Raw genomic sequence first — 16205 nt, forward strand, 5'->3', positions numbered from 1 at the left:
TTAACAGGGACAGCATCGTGAAAAAGGAATGGCTCACTCCCGAAGAGCTGGCGGCGGAAACGGGTTACAGTCGGCAAACGGTGAACAAATGGATCAAGCGGGAAAACTGGACCACCACGCCGAAGCCCGGTGTACAAGGCGGTAAGGCTCGCCTGATCCATATTGATGAGCGTGTAAAAAATTTCATCCAGTCAACGCGCAATCTGAACGAACCCTCAGCGACCTATGGTACAGCGCCTCAATCATTGCCTGCGTTATTAATAAGTTCCGTCCAGCAAATGAGTCAGGCAGAGCAGGATCAGTTCACCGCATTAATATTACGTGAAGGGATCAAGGGTGTTTTGCTGCGGCTGGGGATTAGCGAAGAGTAAAAGATCATTATCAGGGAAAGTGATGTGAAAAAGGAATGGCTCACACCTGCCGAGCTCGCCATGGAGACAGGCGTCAGCCGACAGACAGTGAACAAGTGGATTAAGCGCGAAAACTGGACCACCCAGCTCAGGCCTGGGGTTCAGGGCGGCAAAGCGCGACTCATTCATATTGATGAACGCGTGGAAAAGTTCATTCAGTCGACGCGGAATCTGCATGAGCCAGTCGCCAGATATCATGTCCCGGCCGATTCAACAACACTATTACTGCGTACCCTCCAGCAAATGAGTCCGGCTGAACAGCAAAAGCTTTCAGCACTCATCCTACGGATTGGAATAAAAGGGATACTGCAGCGGCTGGATATCAGTGAAGAGTAAAAGAAACCGGAAGCAGACTGCTTCCGGCTGGTTTGTTTAGGCCTGCGCTTCACGCTCACTGATGAAAGCCAGCGCCTGCTCAATACGCGCGACGCTGCGGCTCCGACCAATCGCTTCAACGGTGACATCCAGACCGGGTGACTGACCCGCTCCCGTTACCGCCACACGCAGCGGCATACCTACTTTCCCCATCCCGACTTCCAGCTCATCTGCGGTGCTCTGAATCGCCTGATGAACGTTTTCGGCTGTCCAGTCGCTGATGGCTGCCAGCTTGTCACGCACCACTTCCAGCGGCTGACGCGCCACCGGACGCAGATGTTTTTTCGCGGCATCGGCGTCAAACTCTGCAAAATCTTCGTAGAAATAGCGGCAGGAAGCGGCCATCTCTTTCAGCGTTTTGCAACGTTCACCCAGCAGGCCAACCAGCTTCGCCAGTTCCGGACCGGTGCGGGTATCAATTTTTTGTTCTTCAATATGCCACTGCAGATGGGTCGCGACATATTCTGGCGGCAGCGCATTAATGTAATGGTGATTCAGCCACTGCAGTTTTTCTGTATTAAAGGCACTGGCCGATTTGCTGACCGCATCCAGCGTAAACAGCTCGGTCATCTCGGCAACGCTGAAGATCTCCTGATCGCCGTGGGACCAGCCGAGGCGGACCAGGTAGTTCAGCAGCGCTTCCGGCAGGTAACCATCATCGCGGTACTGCATCACGCCAACGGCGCCATGACGTTTGGAGAGCTTCTTGCCGTCATCACCGAGGATCATCGATACGTGTGCATAAACCGGCACCTGCGCGCCAATCGCTTTCAGGATGTTGATTTGACGCGGGGTGTTATTGATATGGTCTTCGCCACGGATAACGTGGGTAATTCCCATATCCCAGTCATCCACCACCACGCAGAAGTTATAGGTCGGTGAACCGTCGGTGCGGCGGATGATCAGATCATCCAGCTCCTGGTTGCTGAATTCAATCGGACCGCGGATCTGGTCGTCAAAAATCACCGAACCCTCTTGCGGGTTACGGAAACGCACCACGCACGGCTCATCGGCGGCATGATGCTCGTGACTGTCACGGCAGCGGCCGTCATAACGCGGTTTTTCGCCATCTGCCATCTGCTGTTCACGCAGGGCTTCGAGGCGCTCTTTCGAGCAGTAGCATTTATACGCGGTGCCCGCTGCCAGCATCTCATCAATCACCGCGTTGTAGCGATCGAAGCGTTTGGTCTGGTAATACGGGCCTTCGTTCCAGTCGAGGCTCAGCCAGTTCATGCCATCCATGATGGCTTCAATGGCTTCCGGTGTGGAGCGCTCCAGATCGGTATCTTCAATACGCAGCACAAACTCGCCCTGGTTGTGGCGGGCGAAGAGCCAGGAGTAAAGTGCGGTACGAGCGCCGCCCACATGTAAATAGCCGGTAGGGCTGGGCGCGAAGCGAGTTTTGATTTTCATTGAGTATTGCCTTAAATGCGCGGGTTCTCTGTCTGGATGACAAAAAACAGGTTAGACGCGAAATAGTGGGCACATTCTAGCATCTAGCGGTGAATCCTCAATGCGTGCCCGCCGCCTGCGCCCCAGGAAAAGGGCCTTTTCTGCCAGTAAAACCAGCACATTGACTAAAAGCGCGACAGGATGTTTAAAAATAAACCGAACGCACATTTATGTTTTAAAAAGCGTTGACTCAAAATCTACTATCCCTATAATGCGACTCCACACAGCGGGGGTGATTAGCTCAGTTGGTAGAGCATCTCCCTTACAAGGAGGGGGTCGGCGGTTCGAGCCCGTCATCACCCACCACTCTAAACCAGTGGCCCGCAGTGAACAGGATATAAGATATGGGTGATTAGCTCAGTTGGTAGAGCATCTCCCTTACAAGGAGGGGGTCGGCGGTTCGAACCCGTCATCACCCACCATATCTTAGTGTGATACACGCCTGTTAAGCAGTACGAAGTGGGTGATTAGCTCAGTTGGTAGAGCATCTCCCTTACAAGGAGGGGGTCGGCGGTTCGAGCCCGTCATCACCCACCACTTCGGGTCGTTAGCTCAGTTGGTAGAGCAGTTGACTTTTAATCAATTGGTCGCAGGTTCGAATCCTGCACGACCCACCAATTCAGAATAAAGCGCCTTTATGGCGCTTTTTTCGTTTCTGTGGCACAGCGCTGAACGTGCGGGATGAGAACCTGCCGCAGGTTCGACTGAATCGCCGGGAGCGATTCAGGCTGATGCGACAGCATCACCCGCACTCATCTCACCCTACTCTGCCCGTGCCGCTCTTTTCCCTCCACCCTGACACTTTTCTTCTCAAGTCATTTTCCTGCACGCCGATAACGTTATTGACTAATTGCAGGGAGAAAATGATGTCATCAATATCCGGGATTTTAAGCAGTGCAGTCAGTGGCGGTGACAGCGGCGGCGGCAGTGTAGCGTCGCAGGTGGCCGCGCTGAGTAAACAGATTCAGAACATCACTAAACAACTCAAAGATCTCTCCGGCAACGCCGATCTGACGGACAAACAGAAAGCTGAAATGCAGCAGATGTATGAATCGCAGATCACCATGCTGGAGGCGCAGATTGCGCAGTTGCAACAGAAGCAAGCTGAACAGGCTGAGCAGAAAAGTGACAGCAGCAGCCAGACCGGTGAAATCAAAGCGGACGGGGTTAATCGTCCCACTGACGCTAACCAGCTGGACGTCTATATCTAAAACGCCGGTCTGACCGCGCGTTGTTGCGCCAGCAGCGCTGCCTGCTGGCGCACCTCTTGCCAGATCGCTTCAGCGGCAGGCGTCAGCGAGCGATTTTTGCGTTTAATCAGCATCAGGCTGCGATTGATCTCCGGATACAAACGCCTCACCGTCAACGCTCGCCCGGCCGGCAGCGGCAAAGCCAGCGCCGGTAAAATGCTGATGCCGATCCCTGCCTCAACCATTGGGAATAGCGTGGCGGGATGCCCAATATCCTGCACCACTTCGACATGAATCTGCTGCTGCTGCATCGCTGCATCAATCAATACCCGACTCCCTGACGCGTAATCCTGTAGCACCATCGTACGCCCATCCAGCATGGACCATTGCGGCTGTTCAACCTGCGCCAGCGGATCGTCATCGCGGCAGAGCAGCAGAAAGGGCTCGTCGAGAATGGCGAGGTAATCGAAATCGGCATCGCTGAGAGGACCAATGATGATGCCAAAATCGACCTCGGCGTTGCGCACGCTTTGCAATACCCACTGCTGGGCGCGATCGTGGAGTATCACTTTGATATCGGGAAAATGTTGCTGACTGGCCGCCAGGCATTGCGGCACCAGATGGGCTGAAATGGTCTGGCTGGCCGCCAGCCGTACCGTGCCGCTGCGCTGCTCGCCGTAACTGCGGATATCCAGCAGCGTGGTATTGATCTCCTCCAGCAATCGCTCCATCCGTGTCGCCAGCTGCTGTCCGGCTTCGGTCAGCATCACTTCCCGGGTGGTGCGGTCCAGCAGGCGTACGCCAATCTCCGCTTCCAGCTCTTTGATACTGTGACTGACCGCCGACTGGCTCAGGCCGATCGCCTGTCCGGCCTGACTGAAACCGCCGTGATGGGCGACCGCAATAAAGGTTCGCAGCTGGCGCAGGGTGTAATTCATCGATTTAGCTCATAGATTAATTCAATAAATCAATTTTATTTCTAAACCCGCTTCGCGCACAATCATTACCATTCAATATTTAACCGGACTTTAACAATGGGATTTTTAAAGCTCGATCCGATGATGGTGAAACTCATCATCACCGTATTGCTGGCCACGTTCCTGCCCGCGAAAGGCATCTATGTCGATATCTTCGACTATCTCGCCACTGCCGCTATTGCGCTGCTGTTCTTCATGCACGGTGCCAAACTTTCGCGTGAAAAAATCATTGCGGGCAGCAGCCACTGGCAGCTGCATCTGTGGATTATGTTCAGCACCTTTGTGCTGTTCCCGGCGCTGGGCTTGCTGCTGGTCTGGTGGCATCCGGTTAACGTTGGCCCGGAAATCTACACCGGCTTTATTTATCTCTGCATTTTGCCTGCTACCGTGCAGTCAGCCATCGCCTTTACCTCTATCGCGGGCGGCAACGTGGCAGCGGCAGTGTGCAGCGCTTCCGCCTCCAGTCTGCTGGGCGTCTTCATCTCTCCGCTGCTGGTTAATCTGGTGATGGATGTGCATAGCAGCGCTCCGACCGATGGTCTTGAACAGATCGGGAAGATCATGCTGCAGTTAATGGTGCCCTTTATCCTCGGACACCTTTCCCGCCGCTGGATTGGCGGCTGGATTGAGAAACACCGCAGCCTGATTGGTAAAACCGATCAGACATCGATTCTGCTGGTGGTCTACTCAGCCTTCAGTGAAGCGGTCGTGAATGGCATCTGGCATCGAGTTGGGGTGGTTACGCTGCTGTGGATTCTGGCGGGATCGGTGCTGTTGCTGGTCGCGGTGCTGCTGATCAACCTGCTGGCATCTCGTCTGTTCCGCTTTAAGCGCGCCGACGAAATTGTGGTGCTGTTTTGTGGCTCGAAGAAGAGCCTGGCGAACGGCGTCCCGATGGCGAATATTCTGTTTCCGGCCAGCACGGTAGGGATCATTGTCCTGCCGCTGATGATTTTCCATCAGGTTCAGTTGATGGTCTGTTCGTTTATCGCCGGACGCTATAAGAAGAGTGGTGAGAAGCAACAGGCTCAGCAGGTTAAAGCCTCGGTGATGGAGTCACAGAAGTAAAAAACAGCCCGCCGGCGCGGGCTGGTTTCAGTCAGCGGCCTTGAGCGGTTTCACTAACCCTTCAAGGCCTTCGATTTTGATCGCCAGCGTCAGTTGCATCAGTTCACCGAGCGGGCCTGACGGAAAATCTCCGCTGCGGGCAAACCACAGCAGATAAGGCTCAGGCAGATCGATCAGCATCCGCCCTTTGTACTTGCCAAAAGGCATCGCGGTATTGGCAATAGCCACCAGCTGGTGCTTATCCATTTCAGGCGCCCAGCAGGCGGATCATTTCCGCTTCATCGATCACTTCAATCCCCAGTTCCTGCGCTTTTGCCAGCTTAGAACCGGCCGCTTCACCGGCAATCAGCAGATCGGTTTTCTTTGACACGCTTCCGCTCACCTTCGCACCCAGCGCCGTCAACTGCGCTTTAGCGTCATCACGGTTCATCTGCGACAGCGAGCCAGTCAGCACCACGGTTTTACCGGCAAACGGGCTGTTGATCTCTTCCGCTCTCACCACCACCACCGGCGGCCAGTGAATGCCAATCTCGTCGACCAGCTGGCGGATCACCTCGCGGTTACTCTCCTCTTCCATAAAGTTTCGCACGTGGGACGCTACCACCTTGCCGACATCCTGTACCGCGATCAGCGCGTCCAGATCGGCATCCATCACTTTTTCCAGTTCACCAAAATGGTTCGCCAGATTAGCGGCGGTGGCTTCACCCACTTCGCGGATACCGAGCGCATACAGGAACCGCGCCAGCGTGGTCGACTTCGCTTTCTCCAGCGCATCCACCACGTTCTGCGCCGACTTCGGGCCCATCCGGTCAAGACCCGTCAGCAGACCGGCGGTCAGACGGAACAGGTCGGCCGGCGTTTTGACATACTCTTTTTCTACCAGCTGGTCGATAATTTTATCGCCCATCCCGTCGACGTCCATCGCCCGGCGCGAAACGAAGTGCTTCAGCGCCTCTTTACGCTGGGCGCCGCAGATCAGTCCACCGGTACAGCGCGTAACGGATTCACCTTCTACCCGCTCAACATCCGAACCACAGACCGGGCAATGCGCCGGAAACACCACTTCGCGCGCATCATCGGGACGTTCCGTCACCACCACATTGACCACCTGCGGGATCACATCGCCCGCCCGGCGAATCACCACCCGGTCGCCAATGCGTAAGCCCAGTCGCTCAATTTCATCGGCGTTATGCAGCGTGGCATTACTGACGATGACACCCGCCACCTGAACCGGCTCCAGTCGCGCCACCGGAGTAATCGCGCCGGTGCGCCCGACCTGAAACTCAACGTCACGGACCCAGGTCATCTGCTCCTGAGCCGGAAACTTAAAGGCGATGGCCCAGCGTGGCGCGCGCGCAACAAAGCCCAGTTGCTCCTGCAACGCCTGTGAATCGACTTTGATGACCACGCCATCGATATCAAAACCGAGCGCGGGACGCTGTTGCTCAATCTCACGATAAAAAGCCAGTGCCTCTTCCGCGTTGTGCGCCAGACGAATCCGGTCGCTGACCGGCAATCCCCAGGCTTTAAACTGTTGCAGCCGCGCCATGTGGCTATGCGGGATCTCGCCGCCTTCCAGCAGGCCAAAGCCGTAGCAGAAGAAGGTGAGCGGACGCTTAGCGGTGATGCGGGGATCAAGCTGGCGCAGCGATCCGGCTGCCGCATTACGCGGGTTGGCAAAGACTTTGCCATCGGTGCGACGCGCTTCCTCATTCAGCTTTTCAAAGCCGCGCTGGGTCATAAACACTTCACCGCGCACTTCCAGTCGCGCCGGGATGTTGTCACCTTTCAGCCGCAGCGGGATGGCGCGAATGGTGCGCACGTTGGCGGTAATATTCTCGCCAGTCGTACCATCACCGCGCGTTGCGGCCCGAACCAGCAAACCGTTTTCATACAGCAGGCTGACCGCCAGTCCATCCAGCTTGAGTTCGCAGCAGTAGGTGATGTCGTCACTGTTTTTCAGTCGATCCTGCACCCGTTTGTTGAAGGCCAGAAAGGTCGCTTCATCAAAGGCGTTATCCAGTGACAGCATCGGAACTTCGTGTCGCACCTGCTCGAACACCGTCAGCGGCGCGGCCCCGACCCGCTGAGTGGGTGAGTCAGGGGTAATCAGTTCGGGATGCGCCTCTTCCATCTGGCGCAGTTCGCGCATCAGACGATCGTACTCGGCGTCCGGGATTTCCGGGGCATCCATAACGTGATAGAGGTATTCATGATGGCGCAACGTAGTGCGCAGTTCGGTGATTTGATCCTGGACGGATTTCATAAAGCCCCATCAGATAAAAAACCCCCGACAGGCGGGGGTTTGTTTTAACAATTCAGATAACCGTTAGCGCAGGTCTCAGACGCCGACCACATCGCGAATACGCGCTTTGTAGGTTTCCAGCTTCTGTGGTGTCATCATCCGGCGCTCATCATCCAGCACCACACCGCCAACATCATCTGCGATACGCTGCGCCGACTGTAACATCAGCTTGAAGTTCTGATTCGCATCACCGTACGACGGCACCATCATAAAGATAGAGATGCCAGGCGTGCTGAAGTCGGTCATCAGGTCAGGATTGAACGAACCTGGCTTAACCATGTTGGCCAGGCTAAACAGCACCGGGCCGCTGCCTGCCGGGCTGAGATGACGATGGAAAATGTTCATTTCGCCAAACTGGAAGCCCGCCTGCAGAATGCCCTGCAGCAGCGCTTCGCCGTTCAGTTCGCCACCGGAGTGTGCGGCCACATGCAGTACCAGCACTGCCTCTTTCGGCTTCTCGGCTGGCGCTTTGGTTTCTGGCCCTGGCGCGGCAATGATTTCAGACTGTGGCTCTGGCTCAGCCTGATACAGCGGTTCCGGCTGCACCGATTCCAGCGGGTCTGAATCCAGCAGCGGGTCAGCCTGTACCGGCGGTGCGACAAAGGTCGGCGCGGGCTGCGGCTGACGAACCGGCTCCGGGCGCGGCTGTGATTTAGGCTGTGGCGCCGTATCGAACAGCGGATCGCTCTCAGGTTCAGACTGCGGTGCAGGTCGCGGTGCGGGTTGACGCACAGGCTCAGCAGGCGCGGCTTTACGCGGCGCTTGTGGCTGTGAATCGCGAACTTCATCAAAACGCGGTTCCTGATGAGCCGAACGCTCAGGGCGTACACGGACCTCACCGACGCCGTCGTCCTCGTCGTCAATCAGATCCTGCTCATCATGTTCATCACGTTGTTTAAGACGTTTGTGCGGGCGATCGCGGAACACTGACGAGCGCTCTTTTCGGCTGGTCCACAGCCCGTGAAGAAGGAGCGCTATAATGGCGATCGCACCAACAACGATTAATATCAGACGCAAATCCTGCATCATTGTATTCTCTGTTGTTCCAATACCTTGCCACCGCGGCAAACTTTATCCTCTAACTGTATTTGCCCTGCCAGACAAGTGCAAGTCTGTACAGGATTTTTCTGACAAATAAGATAGCCTATCGATGCTTTCTCGCTGCTTTTTTACCCAAACGGCAGATTGTCAGCAGAAAAAGCCAGGTTATAGTAGGCGCGCCTTAACATCTTCAGGAGAGTTGGCTTTATGGCCCTTGAGAATCCCGTCTCAAATTTTAACGGTGTGCACTACTTTAGTCAGGGCTGGAAACTGGTGCGTTTACCTGGCATCCGGCGTTTTGTGGTGATGCCATTGCTGATTAACATCGTTATGTTGGGCGGCGCGTTTATCTGGCTGTTTTATCGCCTCGGCGACTGGATCCCACGACTGATGGCGTCGATCCCGGAGTGGTTACAGTGGCTGAGCTATCTGTTGTGGCCGCTGTCAGTGATTGCGATTGTGCTGGTATTCAGCTACTTCTTCTCGACGCTGGCGAACCTGATCGCGGCCCCATTCTGCGGCCTGCTGGCTGAGCAGCTCGAAGGGCGTCTCACCGGTAAGCCCCTTCCCGACAGCGGCTGGATCGGTCTGATTAAGGATGTGCCGCGCATTATGAAGCGTGAGCTGCAAAAACTGGGCTACTACCTGCCGCGCGCCGTCGGTCTGCTGCTGCTCTATTTTATTCCCGGCTTCGGCCAGACCGTTGCGCCGGTACTGTGGTTCCTGTTCAGCGCCTGGATGCTGTCAGTGCAATATTGCGACTATCCGTTCGATAACCATAAAGTGCCTTTCCAGCAGATGCGCAACGCTTTGCGGCAGCACAAAACCGCTAACATGCAGTTTGGCGCCCTGATTAGTCTGTTCACGATGATTCCGATTCTTAACCTCGCCATCATGCCGGTGGCTGTGTGCGGCGCTACGGCAATGTGGGTTGATCGCTATCGGCTGCAGCTGGCCCGCACTGGCCAGCGCTGACAGCGTCAGCCGGCCTTATGCTCTTTTTTGCAGGGCTTATTGCCGGCTGAAATATAGATATGCGATTTCTTTCCTTCCGCACCCAGGCAGAACAGGTATGCTCAGAGGGTTCCCAATAATTCATACAGTTAAGGGCAGGCTATGAGTAAGATCTATGAAGACAACTCTTTGACAATTGGTCATACGCCGCTGGTTCGCCTGAACCGCATCGGTAACGGCCGCATCCTTGCGAAAGTTGAATCCCGTAACCCGAGCTTCAGCGTAAAATGCCGTATCGGTGCCAATATGATTTGGGACGCAGAGAAACGTGGCATTCTGAAACCGGGCGTTGAGCTGGTTGAACCGACCAGCGGTAACACCGGTATCGCGCTGGCCTATGTGGCGGCCGCGCGCGGTTACAAACTGACGCTGACCATGCCGGAAACCATGTCAGTCGAGCGTCGTAAATTGCTGAAAGCGCTGGGCGCACAGCTGGTGCTGACCGAAGGCGCCAAGGGCATGAAAGGCGCTATCGGCAAAGCCGAAGAGATTGTTGCCAGTAATCCGGATAAATATGTGTTGCTGCAGCAGTTCAGCAACCCGGCGAACCCGGAAATCCATGAAAAAACCACCGGACCCGAAATCTGGGAAGACACCGATGGCGAAGTCGATGTGTTCATTGCCGGCGTTGGCACCGGCGGTACGCTGACCGGCGTGAGCCGCTACATCAAGAACACCAAAGGCAAGAAGGATTTGATTTCAGTGGCGGTTGAACCCACTGATTCCCCTGTAATTGCCCAGGCGCTGGCCGGTGATGAAATCAAGCCCGGCCCGCATAAAATTCAGGGCATCGGTGCCGGTTTCATTCCGGGTAACCTTGACCTGAACCTGATCGATCGGGTGATTGCCATTAGCAACGAAGAGGCTATCAGTACCGCGCGTCAGCTGATGGAAGAAGAAGGTATCCTGGCCGGTATCTCATCCGGCGCTGCGGTAGCTGCGGCACTGAAACTGCAGGAAGATGAAGCCTTCGCCAATAAGAACATCGTGGTGATTCTCCCCTCTTCCGGCGAACGCTACCTGAGTACCGCCCTATTTGCCGATCTCTTTACCGAAAAAGAGCTGCAGCAGTAACGGACGGAAGTCTGAAAATGGAGAAAAAAGCACCCGAATGGGTGCTTTTTTGTGGTGCAGATCTCACTTTCACCACCAGACAGATTGATTTCAGTGACGTGGCTCTGGTATTTAGACTGCCAATTATTTCGATGCCTGAAATTAATCCCTCTTTGAAGTGGATCAAGCTGAATCGATTTACGGATTTGGCGAAACGGCGATTAACGGCATAATTACCCGGTGACGTGTAGAATCGTTTTTGACACGCAACGGAATTGAAAAATTCATTCATGCGCGTCGTTGGTCAGCATGACGCTATACCCGCGCACCTACACAGGCTAAAGTGACGGCTCCAGGCTAGACTTTAGATCCAAAACACTCATCCTGATAACGTTGGGGAAATAGAATGTTCCAGCAAGAAGTTACCATTACCGCACCAAACGGTCTGCACACTCGCCCAGCTGCGCAATTCGTAAAAGAAGCCAAAGCTTTCCAGTCAGAAATTACCGTGACCTCTAACGGTAAATCAGCGAGCGCAAAAAGCCTGTTCAAACTGCAGACGCTGGGTTTAACTCAGGGTACTGTCGTGACCCTTTCCGCGGAAGGTGAAGACGAGCAAAAAGCAGTTGAGCATCTGGTTAAACTGATGGCTGAACTGGAGTAACTTCCGCTCAGCTTTCCAGCAAATCGACTCCTCTGCGCCATTGAGTGCAAACATCTTGATCGCGGACAATCTGTCCGCGTTATTGCTTTCGTAGAGTACGTGTCCCGCGACAATGGCACCGCATAGAGTCCAATCAGCCATCGTGATTAAAAGGTAAGGTTATGATTTCAGGCATTTTAGCATCACCAGGTATCGCTTTCGGCAAAGCACTGCTGCTGAAAGAAGACGAGATCGTCATCAACCGCAAGAAAATTTCTGATGACCAGGTTGAGCAGGAAGTTCAGCGCTTCCTCGATGGCCGCAGCAAGGCGGCAGTACAACTGGAAGCGATTCGCGTCAAAGCGGGTGAAACCCTCGGTGAAGAGAAAGCCGCCATCTTCGAAGGCCACATCATGTTGCTGGAAGATGAAGAGCTGGAGCAGGAAATCATCGACCTGATCAAAAAAGATCACGCCTCTGCTGACGCCGCTGCCTACTCTGTGATTGATGGCCAGGCGAAAGCGCTGGAAGAGTTAGATGACGAATACCTGAAAGAGCGTGCGGCTGACGTGCGTGACATCGGTAAACGTCTGCTGCAGAACATCCTTGGTCTGCATATCGTTGACCTGAGCGCTATTCAGGACGAATCCATTCTGGTGGCCAAAGATTTAACGCCGTCAGAAACCGCTCAGCTGAACCTGAAAAAGGTGCTGGGCTTTATTACTGATTTGGGTGGCCGTACCTCGCACACCTCAATCATGGCGCGTTCACTAGAGATCCCGGCGATTGTCGGTACCGGTAACGTCACCGCCAACATCAAAAACGGCGACTTCCTGATTCTGGATGGCGTTAATAATGCTATTCACGTCAATCCTTCTGAAGCCCTTCAGGAAGAGCTGAAAGCAGTACAGACCCAGTATCTGTCTGAAAAACATGAATTAGCCAAACTGAAAGATCTGCCCGCGGTCACGCTGGACGGTCATCAGGTAGAAGTATGCGCGAACATCGGTACCGTACGCGATATCGCTGGTGCTGAGCGTAACGGCGCAGAAGGCGTCGGCCTCTACCGCACCGAGTTCCTGTTCATGGACCGTGACTCGCTGCCAAGCGAAGAAGAGCAGTTCCAGGCTTACAAGGCCGTGGCTGAAGCGATGGGTTCGCAGGCGGTTATCGTGCGTACCATGGACATCGGCGGCGACAAAGATCTGCCGTACATGAACCTGCCGAAAGAAGAGAACCCGTTCCTCGGCTGGCGCGCGATTCGTATCGCCATGGATCGCAAAGAGATTCTGCATGCTCAGCTGCGTGCTATCCTGCGTGCCTCATCCTTCGGCAAACTGCGCATTATGTTCCCGATGATCATTTCGGTTGAAGAAGTGCGCAGCCTGAAAGCGGAACTGGAGTTGCTGAAAGCCCAGCTGCGTGAAGAAGGCAAAGCGTTTGATGAGAGCATCGAAGTCGGCATCATGGTGGAAACCCCCGCTTCGGCCGTGATTGCTCACCATCTGGCGAAGGAAGTCGACTTCTTCAGTATTGGGACCAACGACCTGACGCAGTATACTCTGGCGGTCGATCGTGGTAATGATTTGATCTCGCACCTGTACAACCCAATGACGCCGTCAGTGCTTAACTTAATCAAGCAAGTCATTGATGCATCTCACGCTGAAGGCAAATGGACTGGCATGTGTGGTGAGCTGGCAGGTGATGAACGTGCTACACTACTGTTACTGGGAATGGGGCTGGACGAGTTCAGCATGAGTGCCATTTCTATCCCTGGCATCAAGAAAATCATTCGTAATACTAATTTCGAAGATGCGAAGGCATTGGCGGAGCAGGCACTGGCTCAACCGACAGCGGATGATTTGATGAACCTGGTTAACAAGTTCATCAAAGAAAAAACGCTCTGCTAATCTGCGAGATGCTGGCCCCAAATTACTGCTTAGGAGAAGATCATGGGTTTGTTTTCTAAACTTTTTGGCGAAAAAACAGATAGCGCTGGGACAATTGATATCGTAGCGCCTCTGTCAGGCGAAATCGTGAATATTGAAGACGTACCAGATGTGGTGTTTGCAGAAAAAATCGTGGGCGACGGTATTGCGATCAAACCGAGCGGCAACAAGATGGTTGCGCCTGTTGATGGCACTATTGGCAAGATTTTTGAAACCAACCACGCTTTTTCAATCGAATCGGATAACGGCATTGAGCTGTTCGTCCACTTCGGTATCGATACGGTTGAACTGAAAGGTGAAGGCTTCAAACGCATCGCTGAAGAAGGCCAGAAGGTCAAAAAAGGCGATGTGGTCATCGAGTTCGATTTACCGCTGCTGGAAGAGAAAGCAAAATCAACCCTGACGCCGGTTGTCATCTCCAACATGGATGAAATCAAGGAATTGATTAAGCTGTCTGGCCAGGTCACCGTCGGCGAAACGCCGGTGATTCGCATCAGGAAGTAAGCATCATTGATTAAACATAACGGCACCTTCGGGTGCCGTTATTGTTTCTGACAGACGGGAAAACTCAGGGCTGCTGCCAGCGCGGTAAACGCAGCGTCAGTTCCAGGCCACCATCAGGTCGGTTCATCGCTTTAACGTCGCCATGATGCGCCAGCACCACTTTACGCACGATTGCCAGCCCCAGACCATAGCCTTTGCCCATCAGCGGAGAGTTAACCCGTACAAACGGGTCGAAGATGCTGGATAACTTCTCTTCATCCACGCCCGGTCCCTGATCCCGCACCCGAATCGCCAGCCACTGTTGCTCCGCACTTAAACGAACGTCAATCAGCTGACCGGGAAGGGAAAAGCGCAGCGCATTACGCAGCACATTCTCAACGCCGCGTCGTATCAACTCGGCATTGCCGCGCACGGTATAATCCGCCGCTTTATCCACCTGAAACTCGACCCTGACACCCGGGATCTGCGCTTCGTAACGGACATCGGTCACTACCGCATCGAGTAAACCGGTCAGGTCAAAGTATTGCTCGTCGGGAATGCTTTCATGTTCAGCGCGCGACAGGGTTAACAACTCGCCGATCATCTTATCCAGCCGACGCGCCTCCTCATCAATCCGATCGAGCGAACTGCCGACGCTTTCCGGCGTCTGCCGTGCCAGACCGGTGGCCAGCTGCAGCCGCGCCAGCGGTGAGCGCAGCTCATGGGAGATATCGTGCAGCAACTCTTCACGCGCCCGCACCAGCGTCTCCAGCCGTTCCACCATCGCATCGAAGGCTTCCGCCACGTTGGAAATCTCGTCGTGCCGTTTACGCATCATGGGAAACAGCCGCACGCTTAGATCGCCTTCTGCGACCCGGGAAAAACCTTCGCGCAGTTGACGCATTGGTCGGGTCAGGTTCCAGGCCAGCAGCAGGCTGAACAGCAGCCCGACCGAACCGGCAAAGACAAACATCGGCTCAGGAATATTGAGGAACTTGCGCGGCATCATATTCATGCTGCTGTCTTCGCGCATACCCTTGATGTTGTAACGCAGCTCATACTCTTTGCCATCCGCGCCGTGCACCCAGCGTACCACCTGGTCAGGTATCGGTCCCTGAAACGGTAAATTCAGCCGCTCGGGCAGGTTGGGCTGAAGTGCGGGTCGGGAATGCTGGGTAACGGTAAAAAACTGGCGATCGTTAGGCTCCCAGCCCGCCATCATATCTTCCAGTGCGTCAGGCCCGCCCCGCTCCAGCACCGACACCGCCGAGGCCATTTGCAGATCGACGGTACGACGGATGGCGACGATTTCAGGCGGCTCATGGCGTTTACCGGAGAGGGAAAAGCCCAGCCAGATTAACTGGCTCATGATAACGAACACCACCCAGAAGCCGATCAGGATCTTCCAGAACATCCGTCCACGGTAGCTTTGCTTCATCGAATACGGTAACCAATACTGCGTACGGTCTCAATATTGATGCTGTCCGCGGTTAAGGCGCTTAACTTCTGACGGATGTTGCTGATATGAACATCGACGCTGCGGTCATAGGCTTCACGCGGACGACCCAGCCCCTTCTCTGACAGCTCATCTTTCGATACCACCCGATCCGGCGCACGCAGCAGTAAATCCAGCAGGTTAAATTCTGACGCCGTTAAATCAAACGCTTTACCCTGCCATTCGGTGATGCGGGTAGCGGGATTCAGCGTCAGCTCGCGCCAGCGCAGCGGCTCTTTGGTGTCAGGCTGCGGCGCCTGCTCTTCGAAACGACGCAGCACCGCACGCAGACGGGCCACCAGTTCACGCGGATAGCAGGGTTTTGGCATGTAATCATCCGCGCCCATCTCCAGCCCAATCACCCGATCGATGTTGTCGCCTTTGGCGGTCAGCATGATGACCGGCAAGCGGCTGTTCTGTCGCACCTGGCGCAGCACATCGATACCGCTCATATCGGGCAGCATGATATCCAGAATCATGGCGGTATAGTGTCCGGACAGCGCGCCCTGAACGCCGGCGCTGCCGGTTAACACCAGCTGCGCATCGAACCCTTCGGCAATCAGGTACTGGCTTAACATGGTGCCTAATTCAACGTCATCATCTACAAGCAGGATTTTCATTTTTATCTCTCGTACAAAATTGCCGCTATTTTGTCCTGTGCCGGGAAAAGGCGCAGCCTGATTTACGTGATCCTTACAGATTTAGCACCACAGCCAGCTTCAGGCCACGTAAAAAAAAGCCTGCGGGCAG

Annotated in this window: 17 protein-coding genes and 4 tRNA genes; 14 read left to right on the forward strand and 7 right to left on the reverse strand. The window is 54.6% G+C overall.

The genetic code is table 11. The annotated features are described in order from the left end of the window. The first annotated feature begins 17 nt into the window (after positions 1–17). Complete coding sequence (locus ACX3P5_RS13015) at positions 18–371, forward strand: YfeC-like transcriptional regulator (protein WP_233987457.1); 354 nt, start codon at positions 18–20, stop codon at positions 369–371. A 24-nt stretch (positions 372–395) separates the two neighbouring features. Beyond that, positions 396–746, forward strand: a complete 351-nt coding sequence (locus ACX3P5_RS13020; protein ID WP_336755699.1) for a YfeC-like transcriptional regulator — start codon at positions 396–398, stop codon at positions 744–746. 36 nt (positions 747–782) lie between these two features. On the opposite strand, the gene gltX is transcribed toward ACX3P5_RS13020, so the two are convergent. Beyond that, positions 783–2198 carry a glutamate--tRNA ligase gene (gltX, locus tag ACX3P5_RS13025; RefSeq protein WP_233987455.1) on the reverse strand — a complete coding sequence of 472 codons (1416 nt, stop codon included), beginning with the start codon at positions 2196–2198 and terminating at the stop codon, positions 783–785. A 269-nt stretch (positions 2199–2467) separates the two neighbouring features. Here gltX and ACX3P5_RS13030 point away from each other — a divergent pair. From ACX3P5_RS13030 to ACX3P5_RS13050, 5 genes are all read left to right on the forward strand, one after another. Continuing rightward, positions 2468–2543, forward strand: a tRNA-Val gene (locus ACX3P5_RS13030). A gap of 40 nt (positions 2544–2583) precedes the next feature. Further along, positions 2584–2659, forward strand: a tRNA-Val gene (locus ACX3P5_RS13035). A 39-nt stretch (positions 2660–2698) separates the two neighbouring features. Further along, positions 2699–2774: transfer RNA gene (locus ACX3P5_RS13040), tRNA-Val, on the forward strand. A gap of 4 nt (positions 2775–2778) precedes the next feature. Then, positions 2779–2854 (forward strand) — tRNA-Lys (locus ACX3P5_RS13045). A gap of 249 nt (positions 2855–3103) precedes the next feature. Beyond that, positions 3104–3448, forward strand: a complete 345-nt coding sequence (locus tag ACX3P5_RS13050; RefSeq protein ID WP_336755701.1) for a FlxA-like family protein — start codon at positions 3104–3106, stop codon at positions 3446–3448. Here ACX3P5_RS13050 and ACX3P5_RS13055 read toward each other — a convergent pair. Further along, complete coding sequence (locus ACX3P5_RS13055; RefSeq protein ID WP_233987454.1) at positions 3445–4365, reverse strand: LysR family transcriptional regulator; 921 nt, start codon at positions 4363–4365, stop codon at positions 3445–3447. The genes ACX3P5_RS13050 and ACX3P5_RS13055 overlap by 4 nt on opposite strands. Before the next feature lie 96 nt (positions 4366–4461). Between ACX3P5_RS13055 and ACX3P5_RS13060 the strand changes: the two genes are divergently transcribed. Beyond that, the gene (locus ACX3P5_RS13060; protein WP_233987453.1) at positions 4462–5472 is read left to right on the forward strand and encodes a bile acid:sodium symporter family protein; all 1011 of its coding nucleotides are present in this window, start codon (positions 4462–4464) and stop codon (positions 5470–5472) included. Between the two features lie 27 nt (positions 5473–5499). Here the strand turns inward: ACX3P5_RS13060 and ACX3P5_RS13065 are convergent, their stop codons facing one another. The 3 genes from ACX3P5_RS13065 to zipA form a co-directional block, all read right to left on the reverse strand. After that, positions 5500–5718, reverse strand: a complete 219-nt coding sequence (locus ACX3P5_RS13065; protein ID WP_233987452.1) for a DUF3820 family protein — start codon at positions 5716–5718, stop codon at positions 5500–5502. A gap of 1 nt (position 5719) precedes the next feature. Then, the gene (gene ligA, locus ACX3P5_RS13070; protein ID WP_336755703.1) at positions 5720–7738 is read right to left on the reverse strand and encodes an NAD-dependent DNA ligase LigA; all 2019 of its coding nucleotides are present in this window, start codon (positions 7736–7738) and stop codon (positions 5720–5722) included. Positions 7739–7813: 75 nt separating this feature from the next. Then, positions 7814–8806: a cell division protein ZipA gene (gene zipA / locus ACX3P5_RS13075; protein ID WP_458968810.1), complete on the reverse strand. Its 993-nt coding sequence runs from the start codon at positions 8804–8806 to the stop codon at positions 7814–7816. 219 nt (positions 8807–9025) lie between these two features. Between zipA and cysZ the strand changes: the two genes are divergently transcribed. The 6 genes from cysZ (at position 9026) to crr (ending at position 13981) form a co-directional block, all read left to right on the forward strand. Further along, positions 9026–9793, forward strand: a complete 768-nt coding sequence (gene cysZ / locus ACX3P5_RS13080) for a sulfate transporter CysZ (protein ID WP_233987449.1) — start codon at positions 9026–9028, stop codon at positions 9791–9793. Between the two features lie 141 nt (positions 9794–9934). Continuing rightward, positions 9935–10906 carry a cysteine synthase A gene (cysK, locus tag ACX3P5_RS13085; protein WP_233987448.1) on the forward strand — a complete coding sequence of 324 codons (972 nt, stop codon included), beginning with the start codon at positions 9935–9937 and terminating at the stop codon, positions 10904–10906. Between the two features lie 17 nt (positions 10907–10923). Continuing rightward, a complete protein-coding gene (locus ACX3P5_RS13090; RefSeq protein ID WP_233987447.1) occupies positions 10924–11118 on the forward strand; it encodes a hypothetical protein in 195 nt (64 codons plus the stop codon). 173 nt (positions 11119–11291) lie between these two features. Further along, the gene (ptsH, locus tag ACX3P5_RS13095; protein WP_003848868.1) at positions 11292–11549 is read left to right on the forward strand and encodes a phosphocarrier protein Hpr; all 258 of its coding nucleotides are present in this window, start codon (positions 11292–11294) and stop codon (positions 11547–11549) included. Positions 11550–11710: 161 nt separating this feature from the next. Further along, a complete protein-coding gene (gene ptsI, locus ACX3P5_RS13100) occupies positions 11711–13438 on the forward strand; it encodes a phosphoenolpyruvate-protein phosphotransferase PtsI (protein ID WP_233987446.1) in 1728 nt (575 codons plus the stop codon). Between the two features lie 42 nt (positions 13439–13480). Then, positions 13481–13981, forward strand: coding sequence for a PTS glucose transporter subunit IIA (gene crr, locus ACX3P5_RS13105; RefSeq protein WP_008926530.1), 501 nt, complete (start codon positions 13481–13483; stop codon positions 13979–13981). A 64-nt stretch (positions 13982–14045) separates the two neighbouring features. Here the strand turns inward: crr and ACX3P5_RS13110 are convergent, their stop codons facing one another. After that, positions 14046–15398: an ATP-binding protein gene (locus tag ACX3P5_RS13110; protein ID WP_233987445.1), complete on the reverse strand. Its 1353-nt coding sequence runs from the start codon at positions 15396–15398 to the stop codon at positions 14046–14048. Next, positions 15395–16075 (reverse strand): response regulator transcription factor, encoded by a 681-nt coding sequence (locus tag ACX3P5_RS13115; protein ID WP_233987444.1) that lies wholly within the window; start codon positions 16073–16075, stop codon positions 15395–15397. The genes ACX3P5_RS13110 and ACX3P5_RS13115 overlap by 4 nt, the downstream gene beginning before the upstream one ends. Positions 16076–16205 lie beyond the last annotated feature (130 nt).

The sequence above is a fragment of the Pantoea sp. S-LA4 genome (assembly GCF_054482835.1).